Source organism: Flavobacterium sp. MFBS3-15 (assembly GCF_026107645.2).
GTDB lineage: Bacteria > Bacteroidota > Bacteroidia > Flavobacteriales > Flavobacteriaceae > Flavobacterium.
In genome coordinates this window covers 94,405-114,340 of record NZ_JAPCHV010000011.1, presented here as the reverse complement: position 1 = coordinate 114,340, position 19,936 = coordinate 94,405, and the positions used below count along the sequence as shown (strand labels likewise).

General features: G+C 42.8%; 20 protein-coding genes and 1 tRNA gene. 4 read left to right on the top strand and 17 right to left on the bottom strand.

Annotated features, from left to right (window positions below):
• Positions 1-59 precede the first annotated feature (59 nt).
• From OGH69_RS11340 to recR, 12 genes are all read right to left on the bottom strand, one after another.
• Positions 60-1,541, bottom strand: coding sequence for a lipopolysaccharide biosynthesis protein (locus tag OGH69_RS11340; RefSeq protein ID WP_265174585.1), 1,482 nt, complete (start codon positions 1,539-1,541; stop codon positions 60-62).
• 84 nt (positions 1,542-1,625) lie between these two features.
• A complete protein-coding gene (locus OGH69_RS11335; protein ID WP_265174584.1) occupies positions 1,626-2,885 on the bottom strand; it encodes a sulfate adenylyltransferase subunit 1 in 1,260 nt (419 codons plus the stop codon).
• Positions 2,886-2,962: 77 nt separating this feature from the next.
• Positions 2,963-3,868 (bottom strand): sulfate adenylyltransferase subunit CysD, encoded by a 906-nt coding sequence (cysD, locus tag OGH69_RS11330; RefSeq protein WP_265174583.1) that lies wholly within the window; start codon positions 3,866-3,868, stop codon positions 2,963-2,965.
• 4 nt (positions 3,869-3,872) lie between these two features.
• Positions 3,873-4,466: an adenylyl-sulfate kinase gene (cysC, locus tag OGH69_RS11325; RefSeq protein WP_265174582.1), complete on the bottom strand. Its 594-nt coding sequence runs from the start codon at positions 4,464-4,466 to the stop codon at positions 3,873-3,875.
• The gene (locus OGH69_RS11320; RefSeq protein WP_265174581.1) at positions 4,463-4,933 is read right to left on the bottom strand and encodes a DUF2061 domain-containing protein; all 471 of its coding nucleotides are present in this window, start codon (positions 4,931-4,933) and stop codon (positions 4,463-4,465) included. Before OGH69_RS11320 ends, cysC begins: the two co-directional genes overlap by 4 nt.
• Positions 4,923-5,723, bottom strand: a complete 801-nt coding sequence (gene cysQ / locus OGH69_RS11315) for a 3'(2'),5'-bisphosphate nucleotidase CysQ (protein ID WP_265174580.1) — start codon at positions 5,721-5,723, stop codon at positions 4,923-4,925. Before cysQ ends, OGH69_RS11320 begins: the two co-directional genes overlap by 11 nt.
• A gap of 192 nt (positions 5,724-5,915) precedes the next feature.
• Entirely contained in the window at positions 5,916-6,917 is a 1,002-nt protein-coding gene (locus tag OGH69_RS11310) for an NAD-dependent epimerase (RefSeq protein WP_265174579.1), read from the bottom strand.
• Between the two features lie 12 nt (positions 6,918-6,929).
• Positions 6,930-7,412, bottom strand: coding sequence for a UpxY family transcription antiterminator (locus OGH69_RS11305; protein WP_265174578.1), 483 nt, complete (start codon positions 7,410-7,412; stop codon positions 6,930-6,932).
• 112 nt (positions 7,413-7,524) lie between these two features.
• Complete coding sequence (locus OGH69_RS11300; RefSeq protein ID WP_265174577.1) at positions 7,525-8,922, bottom strand: UDP-glucose 6-dehydrogenase; 1,398 nt, start codon at positions 8,920-8,922, stop codon at positions 7,525-7,527.
• 26 nt (positions 8,923-8,948) lie between these two features.
• Positions 8,949-10,217 carry a nucleotide sugar dehydrogenase gene (locus OGH69_RS11295; RefSeq protein ID WP_265174576.1) on the bottom strand — a complete coding sequence of 423 codons (1,269 nt, stop codon included), beginning with the start codon at positions 10,215-10,217 and terminating at the stop codon, positions 8,949-8,951.
• Positions 10,218-10,220: 3 nt separating this feature from the next.
• Complete coding sequence (locus tag OGH69_RS11290) at positions 10,221-11,222, bottom strand: SDR family oxidoreductase (protein ID WP_265174575.1); 1,002 nt, start codon at positions 11,220-11,222, stop codon at positions 10,221-10,223.
• A 316-nt stretch (positions 11,223-11,538) separates the two neighbouring features.
• On the bottom strand, positions 11,539-12,150 hold the full coding sequence (gene recR, locus OGH69_RS11285) for a recombination mediator RecR (RefSeq protein ID WP_265174620.1): 612 nt from the start codon (positions 12,148-12,150) through the stop codon (positions 11,539-11,541).
• A gap of 111 nt (positions 12,151-12,261) precedes the next feature.
• Between recR and OGH69_RS11280 the strand changes: the two genes are divergently transcribed.
• The gene (locus tag OGH69_RS11280; protein ID WP_265174574.1) at positions 12,262-13,770 is read left to right on the top strand and encodes a sodium:solute symporter; all 1,509 of its coding nucleotides are present in this window, start codon (positions 12,262-12,264) and stop codon (positions 13,768-13,770) included.
• Here OGH69_RS11280 and OGH69_RS11275 read toward each other — a convergent pair.
• The 5 genes from OGH69_RS11275 to OGH69_RS11255 all read right to left on the bottom strand — a co-directional run bounded on the left by OGH69_RS11275 (position 13,745) and on the right by OGH69_RS11255 (position 16,898).
• Complete coding sequence (locus tag OGH69_RS11275) at positions 13,745-14,110, bottom strand: CoA-binding protein (protein WP_265174573.1); 366 nt, start codon at positions 14,108-14,110, stop codon at positions 13,745-13,747. The genes OGH69_RS11280 and OGH69_RS11275 overlap by 26 nt on opposite strands.
• Before the next feature lie 264 nt (positions 14,111-14,374).
• Positions 14,375-14,824: a KTSC domain-containing protein gene (locus tag OGH69_RS11270; RefSeq protein WP_265174572.1), complete on the bottom strand. Its 450-nt coding sequence runs from the start codon at positions 14,822-14,824 to the stop codon at positions 14,375-14,377.
• Positions 14,825-14,944: 120 nt separating this feature from the next.
• Entirely contained in the window at positions 14,945-15,424 is a 480-nt protein-coding gene (locus OGH69_RS11265) for a hypothetical protein (protein WP_265174571.1), read from the bottom strand.
• Positions 15,425-15,701: 277 nt separating this feature from the next.
• Positions 15,702-16,247 carry a hypothetical protein gene (locus OGH69_RS11260; RefSeq protein WP_265174570.1) on the bottom strand — a complete coding sequence of 182 codons (546 nt, stop codon included), beginning with the start codon at positions 16,245-16,247 and terminating at the stop codon, positions 15,702-15,704.
• A gap of 578 nt (positions 16,248-16,825) precedes the next feature.
• Positions 16,826-16,898, bottom strand: a tRNA-Met gene (locus OGH69_RS11255).
• Between the two features lie 116 nt (positions 16,899-17,014).
• Between OGH69_RS11255 and era the strand changes: the two genes are divergently transcribed.
• From era to der, 3 genes are all read left to right on the top strand, one after another.
• The gene (gene era, locus OGH69_RS11250; protein WP_265174569.1) at positions 17,015-17,899 is read left to right on the top strand and encodes a GTPase Era; all 885 of its coding nucleotides are present in this window, start codon (positions 17,015-17,017) and stop codon (positions 17,897-17,899) included.
• A 209-nt stretch (positions 17,900-18,108) separates the two neighbouring features.
• A complete protein-coding gene (locus tag OGH69_RS11245; RefSeq protein ID WP_265174568.1) occupies positions 18,109-18,465 on the top strand; it encodes a four helix bundle protein in 357 nt (118 codons plus the stop codon).
• Positions 18,466-18,615: 150 nt separating this feature from the next.
• A complete protein-coding gene (gene der, locus OGH69_RS11240; protein WP_265174567.1) occupies positions 18,616-19,926 on the top strand; it encodes a ribosome biogenesis GTPase Der in 1,311 nt (436 codons plus the stop codon).
• Positions 19,927-19,936: the final 10 nt, after the last annotated feature.

Here is a 19,936-nt window from a genome sequence, read left to right as displayed (position 1 = left end):
ACACTAGTTATATTCTTCAAGCACGATTATATACTCATTTAAGAAACTGTAAAGGAAATTCACCGATAAATCCTTTTTAAAAATTGTGGCATTGAATTCTTCACTTTGCTGACAATTGGTTTAAGTTCATGCAGAATAAATTGATAGCCTGCATTCTTGGTTGCTATAAAAAATATCCATTGTAAAGCGATAAATATAATAGCTAAAATCCATGAACTTATCTCCGGAAAAAGTTGTTTGTACCCTATGTATAAGCCAAATAACGGAACTAATGGCACAAAAAAGCCCGAAAGTTGTTTTGCAAAGCTAAGATGGAGATAACGATATACTACGTATGCATTAACTATAAAAGCTACAACATTGGCAATAACCATTATAATTACGAATACTGTAATATCATTATAAAGATAACCCAACGTCAAAGGAGTAAACATTATTAACCTTTGCACGATACTAAGATTAAATTTTACTTTGGAAAAGCCTTTGCTCAACAATGCTTTGCTTAATAAAGCTCCGAAAGGAGAAGTTAGCGTTTTGAAAACCAATATCTGGAAAATGACTATACTTGGTGCCCACTTACCTCCGAGAAGACCCAAAATGATCTTGTCCGATAGAAAGAATAAGACTCCCGCAATTGATGACGAAACGACAGATGCTAAGTTAAATACCTTAAAATATATCGTTTTAAAACGTTCATCATCATCCTGTACAGTACTTAAAATAGGAAAAACAATTTTACGAAGGCTATTGGAACAATAAGAATTAATCTGAGCATTTAGCGATTCAGCCCTCGTGTAAAAACCTAATATTGCAGGAGAAAATACTTTACCTATAAAAAGTGTGTCAATCCTGTCAAAAACATTCCTCATGAACTGATCGAGGAAAATATAGCTGGAATAAGAAAAAAGCGCACGAACTTCAGCAAGCGAAAAAATAAGTTTTGGCCGCCAGTTTGAGCTAAACCATAAACTTATTGTCCCTACAAGAGCAGTGACGATTTGCTGCCAAACCAAACTAAGCACTCCCTGCCCGTTGAAGGCAGCTATTACTCCGGCTATACCACCGGCAATAGTTGCGACAATGTCCCTTATATTAAGGGATTTAAAATTCAGGTTTTTTACAAGTATCGTACCGTGGACTTTACCCAAAGCTCCAATGACCGGAACAACAGAAAGCCAACGCAAAACGACAGTAACCTGGGCATTCTCATAAAATACACCGATATAAGGGGCCGCAAAGAAAATTATTACTGCTAAAAGTACGCTTATAGCGATATTGATATAAAAAATCGATGAATATGCAACATCACTTGCGTCTTTTTTCTGAATCAGGCCATCTGTAAACCCAACGTCTATAAACACCTGGGTAACAGTAATAAATATAAGGCTCATCCCAATAATACCGAATTGCTCCGGAGCAAGAAGGCGGGCTAAAAGAATAGTTATCCCTAAACTAACAGCTTGCCTCAAAAAGGAACCTGCAAGATCCCAGGCTAAAGCATTTTTTGCTTTAGATTTTAATGTTTTTTCCTTGGACGACACTTTATAGTATTAAAATATTCAGGAGAATTATTGCGGGCAGCCTACCTCAAAAACACAAAGTATTCTTAAGTCAGGTTAGCCATATTAGTTAACAACCATACCGGCAGCAACCGTTTCGTTGGTACCTTCATCAACAAGGATGATACTTCCTGTAATACGGTTCTCACGATATGAGTCAAGCATCAAACGGTTGTTTGTTTTCAGGGTTACTCGTGAAATATCGTTCATTTGAAGATCTTTATTGTCGGTAATCCTTTCATAGGTATTGATATCGACTTTGTAAATTACGTCTTTTATAATTGCACGCTGCTCATTCGAAGTATGCATAAGCGTATATTTCGCACCCGGTTTCATTGGATTGTTATTTAACCAGCAAAGCATTACGTCGAATTCCTGGAATAATTCAGGCTGGTTGTTCGCCTTTACGATCATATCGCCACGTCCCACATCTATATCATCTTCAAGCTGTATGGCAACCGACATTGGAGCGAAAGCCTCATCAACTTCAACCTCACCGGCGTTTATTGACTTGATCTTTGAAGTAAATCCTGAAGGAAGCACTACAACATCATCTCCAACACGGTATATTCCGCTTGCAATCCTTCCCGCATAACCTCTGTAGTCAATAAACCCTTCACGCTGTGGCCTGATAACTGTCTGTACGGGGAATCGTGCATCAATCTTATTAATGTCGCTACTGATATGCAGAGTTTCAAGCACATGCAAAAGTGGGGATCCCTGATACCAGTCGGCCCTTTCAGACCTGTTTACCACATTGTCGCCATCAAGCGCACTGATTGGAATAAAATGTACGTCCTTAACATTCAACTTTGAGGAGAACTCCTCAAACTGCGAAACAATCTTCGTATAAACCTCTTCAGAAAAATCAACAAGATCCATCTTATTTACACATACAATGATATGTGGAATCTGCAGGAGCGACGCAATGAAAGCATGCCTTTTGGTTTGCTCTATAACGCCATGGCGCGCATCGATGAGGATGATGGCTGCATTGGCGGTAGAAGCTCCGGTTACCATATTACGTGTATACTGTATGTGTCCCGGTGTATCTGCAATGATAAACTTCCGCTTTGGTGTTGTAAAGTAGCGGTACGCCACGTCTATAGTAATACCCTGCTCACGCTCGTCCCTGAGTCCGTCTGTAAAAAGCGCAAGGTCTACACCTCCGTGCCCTTTTCTTTTACTGGTCGCCTCAATGGCTTCCAATTGATCTTCAAAAATAGATTTGGAATCATATAAAAGGCGTCCTATAAGGGTACTTTTTCCGTCGTCAACGCTTCCTGCCGTTGTAAATCGTAATAGCTGATTATTGTCAATGCTCATTGTATTGAAGTATAAGTTGTAAGCTCGGGCTTAGATTGTACAATTTATTAAATATGGATTGGTAATTTGCTTTCCTCTTAGAAATATCCTTCGCGTTTCCTGTCTTCCATAGAAGATTCTGAACGTTTGTCATCAGAACGGTTACCCCTTTCGGTATGGCGCATAGTGGAAACTTCATCCACAATCTTGGCAAGTGTATCTGCGTCAGATTCAATACCTCCTGTAATCGTAATATCTCCAAGGGTACGGAAACGTATCCTTTTAGTGATAACCTCTTCTCTTCCATCCAGTTTAAGATATTCCGATTTTGGTATCCAGCTGTCATTACGCCACACAACTTCTCGGTCGTGTGCGAAATAAAGGGAGGGTATTGCAATGTTTTCACGCTTAATATAGTTCCAAACATCCATTTCAGTCCAGTTACTGATAGGGAATGCCCTAAAGTGTTCACCCATAAAATGCTTGCCATTCAACAGGTTCCAAAGCTCAGGACGCTGGTTTTTAGGATCCCATTGGCCAAAGTCGTCCCTGTGAGAGAAGAAGCGCTCTTTTGCCCTTGCTTTTTCCTCGTCCCTACGGCCACCGCCAATGGCACAATCGATTTTGTTACTTTCTATAGCATCAAGCAAGGCTGTAATCTGAAGCACGTTACGGCTTGCATTTTTACCTTTTTCCTCAGTAACGCGGCCTTTGTCAATAGCTTCCTGTACAGATCCCACAAGCAGGCTTACACCCAGCTCCTTTACAAGATCGTCCCTGAACTGCATCGTTTCCGGAAAGTTGTGCCCGGTGTCAACATGCAATAGAGCAAAAGGTATTTTTGCAGGATGAAAAGCTTTTTTAGCCAGATGGGTTACAACAATCGAGTCCTTACCGCCTGAAAAAAGGATTACGGGGTTTTGGAACTGTGCCCATACTTCGCGAAGAATGAATATTGCTTCGGACTCTAACTCGTCAAGGTAATTCAAATAATATTTGCTCATTGCTTTAAATTTCAAGTTTATGCTTTACAAATGTAACTACTTTTTTAACTGCCATATCAATAGATTCCTTTTCAGTTTCGATTAAAACATCAGGATTAACAGGCTTCTCGTAAGGGGCATCTATGCCTGTAAAGTTCTTAATCTCACCGGCACGGGCTTTTTTATAAAGGCCCTTAACATCCCTGCGCTCACACTCTTCCAGGCTGGTATCTACAAAGATTTCCACAAAATCGGCCCCGCCAACAATGTTTCTCACCAATTCCCTGTCTTTATGCAAAGGCGATACAAAAGCTCCTATCGTGACCATTCCCGCATCTGCAAATAGTTTTGCCACTTCTGCGATACGCCTTAAATTTTCATACCTGTCCTCTTCAGAGAAACTCAGCCCTTTATTTATTCCTGAGCGGATGTTATCTCCATCCAGTGTATAGGTCTGAAGGCCGTCAAGAAAAAGCGCTTCTTCAACCTTATTAGCAATAGTCGATTTCCCTGAGCCGGAAAGGCCGGTAAACCATAATACAACCGATTTATGTTTGTTCTTATGATTTCGCATTTCTCTCGAAACCACATAATCATGCATTACAATATTTTCGCTCATATCTTGCCGTTTTGCTTAGCAGCCTTTACTGCTTCCATTTCTTCAATCTTTTCTTTAGGCAGGCCGAATTTCACTTTATACCAAATCCTTTCGTGCAGGTAATAAAGCGTCATTTTAGTCATCACTTCCGAAAGGCCGATTTTAAATCCTGTGAGAGGATTACCCGAAATAATCCAGGCAAGTATCATAGTGTCGATTGTCCCAACCATACGCCAGCTAACAGTTTTTGCAAGGTGGCGCTTGCGGCTTTCGCGTAATATCCCGTCTTTAGAAAGGTTAATTTTAAACCACGCCCGCTCATGAAGATAATAGAGCAATATTTTGGTCAATACTTCAGAGAAGCCTACCTTGACACCTATCATTGGGTCTCCGGAAATCAGCCAGCTAAGCAGCATGGTATCAATAGTACCCACTACACGCCAGCTAACCGCCTTAACTAAATGCCGCTTGTGTGAATTATCCTTCATATGACACTAAAAAATACGGATTTAAAAGATTCTCTTTATTATACTGCATTTCCTGCTTGGTTCCCCAATCAATGACAGAAACGCCAACAGCCTTACAGATGGCCTGTCCTGCAGCTGTATCCCATTCCATGGTAGGGGCAAACCTGGGGTAAACATCAGCTTTACCTTCTGCAACAAGGCAAAATTTAAGTGAACTACCCTTAGAAACAATCTCTATTTCCTTATCCGTAACTTGTTTAAGGCCATCTACATACTCCAATGTATCCTGGCTCATATGTGACCGGCTGCCTACCACCCTCATCGCCTTATCGTCCCTTGCCGGGCCAATGGCAACTGCATTTTTTAACACTTCTTCAACATCTGCAGAGGTATCTTTGACTTCAGCACGATAGGCAGTACCTGTAGCTGCATCGGCATAATACACCATATTTACAGCAGGGACATAAATTACACCAAATTGTGGCACACCATTAGTCACTAATGCAATATTTACAGTAAACTCTCCATTCTTCTTGATGAATTCCTTTGTACCGTCAAGTGGGTCCACTATCCAACAAGATGTCCAGCCTTTACGTTCTTCATATGGCAATTGTTTGTTTTCCTCACTGATTACAGGGATTCCAATAGGCATCAGGTGCTCCATGATAACCTCATTAGCAGCCTTGTCGGCATCGGTCAGGGGCGACTCGTCCTGTTTGTAATCAACTGCAAAATCCTTTACATAAATTTGCATGATCGCCTCTCCTGCCTCAATACTGGCTTTTATGGCTGTTTTGTAGTTCTGGTTCATCAATTGTATGGTTTGGTTTTATATTTTCAAAAATTGCTTCGAAAGCCTGTTTTTCTTAACAATCTCAAGCTCTTAGCAACCGGGCAAATATAATGCAATTTCACAATAGCAAGCGAAGAATTCTATTAATTATACCAAATCAGTATAATTATATAGTGTTAGCATTCAACATATTGTTTCCAACCTTACTAATTATACTTTATAATATTCCTTATACCAGTTTATGAATTTTTCGACCCCCACACTGATATCGGTTGAAGGCTGGTAGTCAAAATCGGCAGCAAGAGGCGCTACATCGGCCCATGTCCTTTCAACGTCACCCGGCTGCATTGGCAGGTAATCCTTCTTTGCCTCGCGGCCTATGGTTTTTTCTATTTCGGCAATAAAATCTAACAGTTTTACAGGCTTGCTGTTACCTATGTTGTATACTTTGTACAGTGTATCCTTATCAGCATCAAACAATGTATCTACAATACCCTGCACTGTGTCATCTATATAAGTAAAATCCCTTGAGAGCCTACCTTCATTGAATACTTGTATTGGCTTATCTTTTAATATTGCGTCTGTAAACAGGAACATGGCCATGTCAGGCCTGCCCCATGGGCCATACACAGTAAAGAAGCGGAGGCCAGTTGTCTTGATTCCAAACAAGTGGCTGTAAGTGTGCGCCATCAGCTCATTGCTTTTCTTGGTGGCAGCATAGAGGCTTATCGGGTTATCGACGTTGTCATCTGTAGAAAATGGAATCTTATCGTTAAGCCCATATATACTTGAGCTGCTTGCATACACAAGATTTTTCACATTATTATTCCTGCAACACTCGAGTATGTTCATGAATCCTACAATGTTGCTGTCTATATAGGCAAACGGGTTTTGCAGGCTATACCTTACTCCCGCCTGGGCTGCAAGATTGCATACGATGTCAAATTGCTGTTGTTCAAACAGGGCAGGTAGCGCTTGCCTTTCCTCAAGCCCCATCTTCACAAAGCTGAATTTATCATAAATGCTGCTTGGCTGCAAAACATTGTCGGCAGGATCTGCAATACCCAATTGCAAAAGCCTTCCGTATTTAAGGTTTACATCATAGTAATCATTAATGTTGTCAAGCCCCACTACATCATGGCCCATAGCCAGAAGCCTCTCACAAAGGTGGTATCCAATGAATCCCGCAGCGCCTGTAACCAATATTTTCATGCTATGTCCGGTTTATCTGGTTGTGTCCTTGCCCGCGCCATATTTAATGGTCAGCACGACACCTATTGATTCTATTATCAGTTTAATTGTGCTTTTGCTTATTTCATGTATAACGCCGGAATGGTTTGCAAAAGGCCCGTCTTTAATTTCAAAAAGATCGCCTTTTTTTATGCTGCCAACTTCTACATCTGTCACCTCTTCTGTAAGCCATTTTTTTATGGCAAGAATTTCTTCTTCCCTCACAACCGCAGGCTTGCCAAGCCAAAACAGGTATTTGACAACTCCCCTGGCATCAAACACACGGTTTTTATCTTTTTCCTCTATATTTACAAACACATAGGATGTAAATAAAGGTACTTCTACCTTCTTCTTCCTGTCAGACCATTGCCTTACAGCAGACACCAAAGGGCAATATACCTCGATGCCCATTGCGACAAGCTGTTGTGAAACTTTTTTCTCGGATTTCGGATTTGTATAAACTACGTACCACGGCATTATCAGGTCCTTTTCGGCACGCCTTTTCACGGCTCCGCCCCGTCAGTCCCAATTACCTTTGGGCTAACATTCAGTATTATTAATTAATATTATTCAAAACCCTAAGGATCCGTTAATAGGCTTTTCCTACCCCATTAAATATGAACCCTATTCCCATCAGCTTACCGGCATCCAAAACATTCCTGCCATCAAAAACAAAGGCAGGTTTTTTCATATTATCGTATATTTTTTGCCAGTCATATCCTTTAAATTCATCCCACTCTGTCAATACTGCTATAGCATGAGCATTGTGGCATGCCTCATAGGCATCTTCAAATGTTACAACGCCCGATTTGTTTTCAGCAGGCGTCCTTGTACCGAGATAGTCCAGATCCCTGTAAATTGTTTCAGTCTCCACTTTCGGGTCATAAACCGCTATGCTGGCTTGTTCGTTTAACAGGTCATCAGCTACATATATTGCTGCCGATTCACGTGTGTCATTGGTGTCTTTTTTAAATGCCCATCCGAGGAAAGCAATTTTTTTCCCGGATACGGTATTGTAAAGCGTTTTAACAATGTTTGCCGCAAAACGCCTTTTTTGATGATCGTTCATTATGATAACCTGCTCCCAGTAATCAGCAACTTCATGAAGGCCGTATGACTTGGCAATATAGACAAGATTAAGGATATCCTTTTGGAAACATGAGCCGCCAAAACCAACAGATGCCTTGAGGAATTTTGGCCCTATCCGGCTGTCCATCCCTATAGCCCTTGCCACCTCATTCACATCGGCACCGGTTTTTTCACACAGCTCCGACATTGCATTGATAGATGAAACCCTTTGCGCCAGGAAAGCGTTGGCAGTTAACTTTGAAAGTTCTGACGACCATACATTCGTAGTAAGGATGCGCTCCTTAGGTATCCAGTTTGCATATACCTCAACCAGCGCATTGATAGCTTCCTGCCCTTCTGCATCGGTATCGCCGCCTATAAGCACCCTGTCAGGATTCAGCAAATCATCTACAGCTGTTCCTTCGGCAAGGAATTCTGGGTTCGACAATATTTGGAATTTAACACCATTCCCTGTATTATCAAGAATGCTCCTCACCGCTTCAGCAGTACGCACGGGAAGTGTTGATTTTTCAACTACTATTTTATCATCCTTTGCCACAGAGGCAATCTGCCTGGCACAAAGTTCAATATACTTCAAATCTGCCGCCTTGCCCTTCCCAAGTCCATAAGTTTTCGTTGGGGTATTCACAGAAATGAATATCATCTGCGCTTCGTCAATCGCTTTTTCAACTTCTGTAGAGAAAAAAAGGTTCCTTCCCCTTGCCGACCGGACAATCTCTCCAAGGCCCGGTTCATAAACAGGAAGGTTATCTATATTTTCATCATTCCATGCTGCAATCCTTTCAGCATTCAGGTCAACAATTGTTACCTTAATGTCCGGGCACTTGTGCGCAATGACTGCCATTGTCGGCCCGCCAACGTAACCGGCACCTATACAACATATATTTGTAATTTTCATAATTGTAAAAATGTAAGTATCCAATATTAGAGCTTACCGTCGGCTTTAGCGCCCAGTATACCCTTCACATCATAAACAACACTATTAGCTGTCCTGATATTTGAAAAATCAAGCTCTTTAAACTCATTGTGAGCGACACCAAGAACAATGGCATCATACTTTTCAGAAGGAAGCACGGTAACGGTTTCAAGGCCATATTCATGATTAACCTCCGCAGGGCTTGCCCACGGATCAAAAATGGTAATATTGATACCGTAATCCTTCAGTGCCTTGATAACATCGATAATCTTTGTATTCCTCACATCCGGGCAGTTCTCTTTAAAGGTAATACCCAGCATGAGGAGGTTAGAATTATTGATCGTTATATTCCTCTTTATCATCAGCTTAACCACCTGGGATGCTACATACTCCCCCATGCTGTCATTAAGCCTCCTGCCTGCAAGAATGATTTCGGGATGATAGCCTACCTCCTGGGCTTTCTGGGCCAGGTAATAAGGATCTACCCCTATGCAGTGCCCCCCCACAAGGCCCGGCCTGAAGGGAAGGAAATTCCACTTTGTACCCGCGGCCTCCAATACTGCATGTGTATCAATGTCCATGCAGTTGAATATTTTAGCCAACTCATTTACAAAGGCGATATTGATATCCCTTTGCGAGTTCTCGATTACTTTAGCCGCTTCGGCAACTTTTATAGTTGGCGCAAGGTGTGTACCCGCTTTTATAACCGACCTGTAAAGCTCGTTTACTTTCTCGCCAACTTCAGGTGTAGAACCTGCAGTCACCTTTAATATTTTTTCTACAGTATGTTCTTTATCACCGGGGTTAATCCTTTCGGGAGAGTAGCCTGCAAAGAAATCCTCATTGAATTTAAGGCCGCTTACACGCTCCAGCACCGGTACGCATTCGTCCTCGGTAACTCCGGGATACACAGTAGATTCATAAATGACAATATCGCCTTTCTTGAGCACCTTACCTACGGTTTCGCTGGACTTATAAAGCGGCGTGAGATCCGGCCTGTTGTTCTTATCAACAGGGGTCGGAACAGTAACTACATAATAATTACAGTCTTTGATATCGTCTATGTTTGTTGAGCAGTACAAGCCAGGCTTGCCCGGCTCATCTACAAGGACAGACTTAAGGAGATCATCTTCAACCTCCAGGGTACTGTCTTTGCCTGAATTAAGCTCATTTACCCGGGATTGGTTGATATCAAAGCCTATTACTGAATATTTTGTAGCAAACAGCCTGGCTAAAGGCAGCCCGACATATCCTAATCCAATTACTGCTATTTTCATCTATTATTTTACTGTTTCTGTAGTTTTTAGGTTTTCCCAATACCATCCCACGGCTTGTTTTAAACCGGCCTGAAGTGAAAATTCCGGATTATAGCCAAGCATCTGCTTCGCTTTGTCTATACTTGCAAGCGAATGCGGGATATCCCCCTGTCTGTTTGGCCCGTGAATAACTTCTACATTAGCAATTTCTGCATCGTATTCAGAAAGATATTGCTTCAGGTAGCCAATAAGGTCATTAAGCGTATTGCGGTCGCCAAAAGCGGTGTTATATACTGTATTTACAGCCTCCGGATTATCCGTAGTCATAGCCAGCTCATTCATCAGCACCACATTATCGATATAGGTAAAATCTCTCGAATAATTACCATCACCGTTAACAACAGGGCTCTCATGCTTCATGAACTGCATTACAAATTTTGGTATTACCGCCGCATAAGCCCCATTAGGGTCCTGCCTCCTGCCAAAAACATTGAAATAGCGGAGACCGATCGTTTCGATGCCATAGGTCTTGCTGAAGATATCGGCATATAGTTCATTCACATACTTGGTAATGGCATAAGGCGATAGCGGTTTCCCAATTTTATCCTCGACTTTAGGAAGCGACTCAAAATCACCGTAGGTGGATGAGCTTGCAGCGTAGACAAACCTCTTAACACCCGCATCCCTGGATGCTATGATCATGTTAAGAAACCCGCTAACATTGACATCGTTGCTGGTATACGGATCTTTTATGGAGCGCGGCACAGAACCCAAGGCCGCCTGATGCAACACATAGTCAGCACCTTCAGCTGCTGCCATGCAATCAGCCATATTCCTTATGTCGCCCTCAATAAGCGTGAAATCGGGATTTGAAAGATGGTGTTCGATATTCTTCCTGTGGCCGGTGGCAAAATTATCAAGGCAAACTACTTTATAACCTTTGTTTATAAAATGGTCGCACAAATTTGAGCCGATAAAGCCTGCACCACCCGTTATAAGAACTTTTTTCTTTAATTCTGCGTGCATTAAAATTGGTTTTATGCTATAAATAGCATCTGGTTTGGATTGCAAATATATAGACTAATATTTTAACATACTATTATTTTATCTTTACTTCTGTCCTTTTTTTATTAATTCAATATTACCCCAAAACACCTGAAAAAACAGCAATGATTCACCCATTTAGCCACGGTAAAAACCAATTATTTCCGTACCGGTACAAAACTATCAGAACATTTTGACAAAATACTATAATCAACATTAAGAGAACGCACAAATGCCGCTAATATACGACTATAAATATTTAAATTTTAAATATTTTAACACCATTATAGCAATTATCCTAAATCACTCCTTCAAATGGTACCCTGTGCACGATGCTCCTTCCCAGTGTAACCTCGTCGGCAAACTCAAGCTCATCCCCAACCCCTATGCCACGCGCAATTGTAGTTGTAGTAACCTGATAATCCCTGATTTGCCTGTATATATAAAAATTGGTAGTATCGCCCTCCATAGTGGAACTGAGGGCAAAAATAAGCTCCTTTACACCACCGGATTTTACTTTCTCAACCAACGATGTTATATTCAGCTGCCCCGGCCCCACACCGTCTATTGGTGAAATTTTGCCGCCCAGCACATGGTAAATACCTTTAAAAAAACCGGTATTCTCAATAGCCATCACATCGCGAATATCCTCTACCACACAAATGACCGACTTATCGCGCAGAGCATTGGCACATATCCCGCACACCTCAACATCAGATATGTTATGGCATTGCCTGCAAAACTGTATTTCCTCCCTCATTTTGCGTAGCGCCGCTGCCAGTTCCTGCGTTTGATCTTCCGGCTGTTTAAGCAGGTGCAATGCCAGCCTGAGCGCCGTACGCTTACCTATGCCGGGTAGTTGGGATATCTCTGCCACAGCCCTTTCCAGTAATTTTGAAGACATTTCCATCATGGTGCAAAGGTAACAATCATCCGAAATATTAAACAAAATTGATACAAATTTAGCATACGTGCATTATTCAAAATATTTTTAGTTGCTTTGTAAAACAAACACAAACATATGCAGCCGGTCACCATACTTTCCATCATAATAGTCTACTTTGGGTTACTCATCCTCATTTCGAGGGTCGTAAGCCGAAAGGACAGCAGCAATGATACGTTTTTCAAAGCCAATAAAAACTCAAAATGGTACCTGGTAGCCTTCGGGATGATAGGCACCGCGCTCTCGGGAGTAACTTTCATATCGGTACCGGGAGAAGTGGGCTCACCAAACGGTGAGCAGTTTAAGTATTTCCAGTTCATTCTCGGCAATGCCATAGGCTTCATACTGATTGCCAAAGTATTGCTGCCGCTGTATTACAGACTTAACCTTACCTCCATTTACAGCTACATCGAAGGCAGGCTGGGCTACTACAGCTACAAAACCTCGGCTATGATATTCCTCATCAGCCGTACTATCGGGTCGGCATTTCGCTTGTATCTTGTGGTTATCGTACTGCAACGCTATGTGTTCAATGCCTTTGGAATTCCGTTTTGGGTAACGGTACTGCTTTCATTGCTGCTCATTTTTGCCTATACTTACAAAGGCGGCCTAAAAACCATCATCATTACTGATACACTTCAAACATTCTTTTTGGTATCATCGGTTTTCTTTACCATTTACTTCATCTGCGACAGCCTGGAAATGAGCCTTGGCGAGGCATTTACCGCTGTAGAGCAAAGCAGCTATTCGAAAATATTTTTCTTTGAAGATTTCATAGGGAGCAGGTTCCACTTCGTAAAGCAGATACTGGGTGGTATTTTTGTCACCCTTGCGATGGTAGGGCTTGACCAGGACCTGATGCAAAAAAACCTGAGCTGCAAAAACATTGGCGAAGCACAAAAGAACATGTTCACTTTTACAGGCATCTTCGTGGTAATAAACATTTTTTTCCTTGGAGTGGGTGCCTTGCTGTACATCTATGCCTCCAGGAATGGAATAGACGTTCCGCTTGAGGCCGGCAAGCCCCGCACCGACTTGCTTTTCCCCGAGATCGCTTTCCATCACTTGGCGCTTATCCCTTCAGTAATTTTCCTGCTTGGGCTCACTGCCGCAACCTTCGCCACGACCGATTCGGCGCTTACAGCACTGACCACATCATTCTGCGTCGATTTTTTAGGTATGGACAAAGCCGAAAACCAGGGAAAAGCAGGCAATGTAAAAACACGCCATGGGGTACACATAGCCTTTTCGCTGTTGATGTTCCTGGTTATAATCGTATTCAATTCACTGAATGACAAATCAGTAGTAAGCATGATATTCCGTATTGCGGGATATACTTACGGACCGCTGCTGGGGCTTTACTCCTTTGGGCTTTTCATGAAAAACTATACCGTAATGGACAAAGCAGTACCTTTCATATGCATTGCATCGCCATTATTGACGTTACTGCTGCACACCTATTCCGGAGAATTGCTGGGCGGCTATGTGTTTGATAACGAACTCATCATCGTTAATGGATTGATAACCTTCCTGTTGCTGTTGTGCATCAGCAAAAAAGCCGCTAATACTGATTTATCGAGAGCATAACCAGCGTACAGGCCACTTCTATTTCTATCCCGTTTTTCTTTAGCAGCTCAAAAAACTCGGGGTTCTCAGTCCCCGGATTAAAGATGACACGCTCGGGCTCCAACTCAACAATGTAGTCGTAATACTGCCTTTGGTTCATTGGGTTAAGATACAGGGTAACCGTATCCACATCCTCAAAAGGCACCTGCTCCTTCTCTATTTTCAGGCCGTCGAGGTCTTCTTCTTTTTTGCCCACCGCCAAAACCGGGTGGCCATAGCGCTGCAGCATTTTTATGGCTTTATAGGAGTACCGGCCGGGATCGGTAGATGCCCCCATAACCAGGGTCTTTTTTACTTTCATGATGACTTTTTACCCAAATTTAGGAATTTTAGCGTGATCCCAAGATGATTTTAGGGTATATATAACAATTAGAATGATGATTTTAGGGGTAGCCCGATAGGAAAAAAAGGTTACTTATTGAGCCATTTTTTAAAATTGCCTGAATCCGATAGTCAACACTTTTAACTGCACTTTTTGCAGTTAAGGCTTCAGATCATTTCTCCTGTTTATTGCAAACAAAAAAGCCTTCCTTCCGGAAAGCTTTTGTATTGTTTGGGATGTAAATTACTCCGCGTTGGCAACGATCTTCTGGGCGCTGCGGTAGAGGTAGGTACCGTAGATATGCCTGCGGGCAAAACGCGCCGGCGACTCGGCATTTACCATTTTTACATAGGTGTTGTACGGCACACCGAAGTACTCGTAGCTGCTGCCGTCGAGGAAGTTGATGTACAGTGCCTGCTTCTCGAAGTAAAATTCGGTTATAGGCGATGCTGAAGTCGTCTTTGTGTATTCCTCCTTATTCTTTTCGGAAGTTTCGGGTGCAATGCTCACCAAAAAGTGGTACGCCTCAATGATGGTCTTGCTTTTTTCTTCGGCAGCATTCCTTTCCTCCTCGGTGGTCAGGGTATCAGGATGGCATTCTTTCATGCTGTTCCTGTAAATGGTTTTCAGTTCCTTTAGCGTGGCTGTTTTTGTAACGTTGAGCAGCTTGCGGTACTCAACAATCTTGTTCATGTTCATAAATTCCTCAGTAATTGCGCTTTAGTTAGCGGCGGCAAAAGTAGTCAAATATAATGAAGACGCAAGGCGTAATTAGAAAATATTGAGGGAATTAGCAAAATGATAATGATGCGTTCACACGATCTCAGCTTTCAGTATTTCTTTGAGGTCTTGCAGGCTTCCTTTGCTTTCGATCTTAAACAGGCCATGCACAAACGCTAACATAAATAAAAGCATCCCGAACAGCACTATGAAAGACATAGTGAATCCTCCCGAAAGAGCTATAGCGATGCAGCCCAATGAAGTACCTCCAAACCAAATGATCGTAAATGCGATCACAAAACCGACAGGCTTCATAGTTACTTTTATTCTTGTGCTTTCGGCGTGTTCAAATATCTCTCCTTTAATCTCAGGCAAATATGAATTTCTATACCAAATTACCCTTTTAATCCTGAAGGAGCTATCGCTGACAACCCCTACATAAGGTTTTGAATAACTATTCCCAAAAAAACTAAACTTTTGCATCTCAACATTCTCCTGAAGCCTTTGAAATACTTCTGTTTTGGAAAGGCTGGTCTTGTACTCGATACTTTCAAAAGGTAGGAATTTGCTCATGCCGCATTATTGACGGTTTCGGATTTTTTGTTTTGCTTCTTGCCAGTTATAAGACTTGCTTTCACCATTCAGGTGGCATTCCCTGCGGGAGTCGATTGTTATGTAATCGTCTGCGGTTAGGCTATTTTGTTCCCGGAGCAGTTGGGCAAATTTCATTTTTGCTGATTGTATATCCATGATGAATATTATATCATAAAGATAAATATTTCTTGTGGAATTTTTACAAAACAAAAAGCCACTCAATCCCGAGTGGCTTTCCTTATTATTATGAGATTCCTCAGCAACCCTTATTCTTGCTAAAGTCGCGCTTAAAAAGCACCTTGCCGTTATGCTCGATATAATCGCCCGACAGGATCAGGTAGGGATGGTTGTTCGAATAACCTGCACTGCGGCTCTTTACCGTAATTTTGTCGCCGACCTCAAGGCTGCTCAGCTGTTCCCACTCATCAGGGATAAACTGCATCATGTAATAGTCGCCATCAATACTCACGATAAGCCATTTAGGGCCATGTTCCGCACCCTCACGCTGAAAAGTATCCGAAATTACCACAGCCTCCATATCGGCGAATGCATCAATCTGCTTCCTGATCTTATCATGGCTGGCATGCACTTTTTTACCTTCCGGGGAAGCCTCCCATGCTTTGTACTTGACGCCGTCAGGGGAAGCCTCCCATTTTTTCTTTTCATCCGTGCAGGATTTCGCCGGCGCGACAGCTACCGGCTTTTGGGATAGTTGGGTTTCATTTTTGAATTCGCGATTCGCAAATACCAGTCCGCCCGCCACAACCAGTGGCAGGATCAGTACATAGAGTTTTTTTTTCATCTGTTTCATTTTTTAAATTGATACAGCGAAGCTACCCCCGATGTTTTGAAAATGAGCAATTTGGATTGTAAATTAAAATGTAAACTTTGTAAATAATTGTAAATGGCCGGTTTAACTGCGGTGGCAAACCCATCAAAAACAGCCACGAATTACACAAATTTCCACTAATTTTTACCTCATTTCAGTAATTTTCAGCAATGAAAATCTGACCATTAGCGCAATTTGTGAAAATTTGTGTAATTCGTGGCTAAAACTTTTATAAGACTCATAATAACTTTCCGTAGGGGAAGAGTAACAGACCTGTGCGCGGCAAAGATATTTTATAGGCAATAAAAAACTCTCTCATTTCTGAGAGGGTTTCCTTTGTAGCGTGAACAGGACCCGAACCTGTGTCCGCCGCTACGGATAGAAGCCCTCCAAAGCACATAATGAAAAAAGCCACTCATTTCTGAATGGCTTTTCCTTAGTAGCGGGAACAGGACTCGAACCTGTGTCCGCCGCGGCGGATAAGAGCCCTCCAAAGCCTACACTTTGATAATAAACAAAAAACCCTCTCATTTCTGAGAGGGTTTACTTAGTAGCGGGAACAGGACTCGAACCTGTGACCTTCGGGTTATGAGCCCGACGAGCTGCCTACTGCTCTATCCCGCGATGTTTCGAGTGCAAATATACGACGGTTATTTAAAATAGCAAGTTAAAATTGATAAAAATCTTTTATTTCTACTATTCCGCTGATATGCCTACCTTTGCGGGATAATATTTTTACCATGTCACACAAAGCCGGTTTCGTTAATATAATAGGCAACCCCAACGTAGGGAAATCAACCCTCATGAATGCCTTCGTGGGCGAGCGCCTCTCCATAATCACCTCCAAGGCACAGACTACGCGCCACCGCATACTGGGCATCGTCAATGGCGACGACTTCCAGGTGGTATTGTCCGATACGCCGGGCATCATCAAGCCGGCGTATGAGCTGCAAAGCTCCATGATGGACTTTGTAAAGTCGGCTTTCGAGGATGCCGACATCCTTATCTATATGGTGGAGATCGGTGAAAAGGAACTGAAGGACGAGGCTTTCTTTAATAAGATCATCCACGCCAAAATCCCCGTATTGCTGCTGCTCAACAAGATCGACAAGTCGTCGCAGGAACAGCTAGAAGAGCAGGTGCAATTCTGGACGGAGAAAGTGCCCAATGCCGAGATATACCCTATCTCCGCCTTGCAGAACTTCAACGTCAAGGAAGTGTTCAGCCGCATCATCGAACTGATGCCGCTATCACCGCCTTACTATCCTAAAGATACGCTGACCGACAAGCCGGAACGCTTCTTCGTCAACGAGACCATCCGCGAGAAGATACTCCTGCACTACGACAAGGAGATCCCGTATGCCGTGGAGATTGAGACCGAAGAATTCATCGAGACCGACAACATCATCCGCATACGTGCCCTGATCATGGTAGAGCGCGATACCCAAAAGGGCATCATCATCGGCCATAAGGGTGAGGCCATCAAGCGTGTAGGCATGGAAGCCCGTGCCGACCTCGAAAAATTCTTCGGCAAGCAGATACACATCGAAATGTTCGTAAAGGTCAATAAGGACTGGAGGAGCAACAACTACCAGCTGAGGAGGTTTGGTTATAATCAGAAGTAATTATTTCAGATTGTAGATTTCAGATTTCAGATTGAGCTACACTCTTGAGGTATTTCAGATCGTAGATTGCAGATTGCAGATTGAGCTAGACTCTTGAGGTATTTCAAATCGTAGATTGCAGATTTCAGATTGAGCTACACTCTTGAGGAATTTCAAATCGTAGATTTCAGATTGAGCTACACTCATACTCTAACTTAATGGATTAAACAATGACAGCAGAGCAGTTAAAAGCAAGGACTAAATCATTTTCCTTATCTATCATTGATTTGGTTGAAAAATTACCGATTACTGCTGCATCTAAAATAGTATCGTACCAAATTGCTAAAAGCGGGACTTCAGTTGGGGCAAATTACAGGGCAGTATGCCGGGCAAGGAGCGATAAGGAATTTATTGCCAAGATGGAAATCGTGCTTGAAGAAGCAGACGAGACACTCTTTTGGCTTGAGATAATTATGGAAAAAAACTGGCTCGATAAAAACATAACTGAAGTTGTCTGGAAAGAAGCAAATGAGTTAACATCAATATTTGTCAGTTCACTTAAAACAGTTAAAGCGAAGCTTTCGTAATGTAGGCCACCAAGCTATTCAGAAGGAGTGAAGCTTAATCTGAAATCTGAAATCTACAATCTGAAATTAGTGGAGTGAAGCTCAATCTGAAATCTACAATCTGAAATCTGAAATTAAAAGAGTACTTTTGCAAAAAATTAAAAACAACGAATGAATAATATCGTAGCCATAGTAGGAAGGCCGAATGTGGGCAAATCCACTTTTTTTAACAGGCTGATACAGCGCAGGGAAGCTATTGTCGACTCGGTGAGCGGGGTAACCCGTGACCGCAATTACGGCAAAAGCGAATGGAACGGAAAAGAGTTTTCGGTGATCGATACCGGTGGCTACATTAAAGGTTCTGACGATGTTTTTGAGGCCGAAATCCGCCGCCAGGTAGAGCTGGCCATCGACGAGGCCGACGTGATCATATTTGTGGTGGATGTAGAGGAAGGCATCACGCCGATGGATGACGAAGTGGCTAAATTGCTGCGCAAAGTCACCAAGCCGGTGCTTTTGGCTGTTAACAAAGTGGACAATTCCATGCGTGAAAAAGACGCGATAGAGTTTTACAACCTTGGGCTTGGCGATTATTATACCATTGCCGGGATGAGCGGATCGGGTACAGGCGAATTGCTGGATGCCCTTGTTGACCTGCTTCCCGAAGCCGTGGCACCGGATGAGAATGCCGTTGCCTTGCCGCGCTTTGCCGTAGTGGGCCGCCCCAATGCGGGAAAATCATCGTTCATCAATGCGCTTATCGGTGAGGACCGCTTTGTGGTGACCGACATTGCCGGTACCACCCGCGATGCCATCGACACGACCTACAACCGTTTCGGGTTTGAGTTCAACCTGGTAGATACCGCGGGCATCCGCCGTAAGGCCAAGGTGAAGGAAGACCTGGAATTCTATTCGGTAATGCGTTCCGTGCGTGCCATTGAGCACAGCGACATCTGCATATTGGTAATTGACGCGACCCGTGGCTTTGAAGGCCAGGACCAGAGCATCTTCTGGCTTGCAGAAAAGAACCGTAAGGGCGTTGTGATACTGGTCAACAAATGGGACCTTGTAGAAAAGGACACCATGACCACCCGTGACTATGAGCGCAAGATACGCGAAGAACTGCAGCCGTTTACGGACGTGCCTATCCTATTCGTGTCGGCACTGACAAAGCAGCGTTTACTGAAGGCACTGGAAACAGCGGTGGACGTATTCGAGAACAGGAAACAACGCATTGCGACTTCGAAACTGAACGAAACCATGCTGCCTATCATAGAGAATAACCCGCCGCCTGCACTGAAGGGTAAGTATGTAAAGATCAAGTTCTGCATGCAGCTGCCTACGCCTACACCGCAGTTCGTGTTCTTCTGCAACCTGCCGCAGTATGTAAAGGATCCGTACAAGCGCTACCTTGAAAACAAGATGCGAGAGATATACAACTTTGAAGGCGTGCCGATTGACATTTACTTCAGGCAGAAGTAATAATAATTTA

Bases quoted from the DNA above. Each gene is read 5' to 3' on its own strand.
- OGH69_RS11335 (WP_265174584.1), bottom strand. From the start codon at position 2,885: ATGAGCATTGACAATAATCAGCTATTACGATTTACAACGGCAGGAAGC.
- cysD (WP_265174583.1), bottom strand. From the start codon at position 3,868: ATGAGCAAATATTATTTGAATTACCTTGACGAGTTAGAGTCCGAAGCA.
- cysC (WP_265174582.1), bottom strand. From the start codon at position 4,466: ATGAGCGAAAATATTGTAATGCATGATTATGTGGTTTCGAGAGAAATG.
- OGH69_RS11320 (WP_265174581.1), bottom strand. From the start codon at position 4,933: ATGAAGGATAATTCACACAAGCGGCATTTAGTTAAGGCGGTTAGCTGG.
- cysQ (WP_265174580.1), bottom strand. From the start codon at position 5,723: ATGAACCAGAACTACAAAACAGCCATAAAAGCCAGTATTGAGGCAGGA.
- OGH69_RS11310 (WP_265174579.1), bottom strand. From the start codon at position 6,917: ATGAAAATATTGGTTACAGGCGCTGCGGGATTCATTGGATACCACCTT.
- OGH69_RS11305 (WP_265174578.1), bottom strand. From the start codon at position 7,412: ATGCCGTGGTACGTAGTTTATACAAATCCGAAATCCGAGAAAAAAGTT.
- OGH69_RS11300 (WP_265174577.1), bottom strand. From the start codon at position 8,922: ATGAAAATTACAAATATATGTTGTATAGGTGCCGGTTACGTTGGCGGG.
- OGH69_RS11295 (WP_265174576.1), bottom strand. From the start codon at position 10,217: ATGAAAATAGCAGTAATTGGATTAGGATATGTCGGGCTGCCTTTAGCC.
- OGH69_RS11290 (WP_265174575.1), bottom strand. From the start codon at position 11,222: ATGCACGCAGAATTAAAGAAAAAAGTTCTTATAACGGGTGGTGCAGGC.
- recR (WP_265174620.1), bottom strand. From the start codon at position 12,150: ATGGAAATGTCTTCAAAATTACTGGAAAGGGCTGTGGCAGAGATATCC.
- OGH69_RS11280 (WP_265174574.1), top strand. From the start codon at position 12,262: ATGCAGCCGGTCACCATACTTTCCATCATAATAGTCTACTTTGGGTTA.
- OGH69_RS11275 (WP_265174573.1), bottom strand. From the start codon at position 14,110: ATGAAAGTAAAAAAGACCCTGGTTATGGGGGCATCTACCGATCCCGGC.
- OGH69_RS11270 (WP_265174572.1), bottom strand. From the start codon at position 14,824: ATGAACAAGATTGTTGAGTACCGCAAGCTGCTCAACGTTACAAAAACA.
- OGH69_RS11265 (WP_265174571.1), bottom strand. From the start codon at position 15,424: ATGAGCAAATTCCTACCTTTTGAAAGTATCGAGTACAAGACCAGCCTT.
- OGH69_RS11260 (WP_265174570.1), bottom strand. From the start codon at position 16,247: ATGAAAAAAAAACTCTATGTACTGATCCTGCCACTGGTTGTGGCGGGC.
- era (WP_265174569.1), top strand. From the start codon at position 17,015: ATGTCACACAAAGCCGGTTTCGTTAATATAATAGGCAACCCCAACGTA.
- OGH69_RS11245 (WP_265174568.1), top strand. From the start codon at position 18,109: ATGACAGCAGAGCAGTTAAAAGCAAGGACTAAATCATTTTCCTTATCT.
- der (WP_265174567.1), top strand. From the start codon at position 18,616: ATGAATAATATCGTAGCCATAGTAGGAAGGCCGAATGTGGGCAAATCC.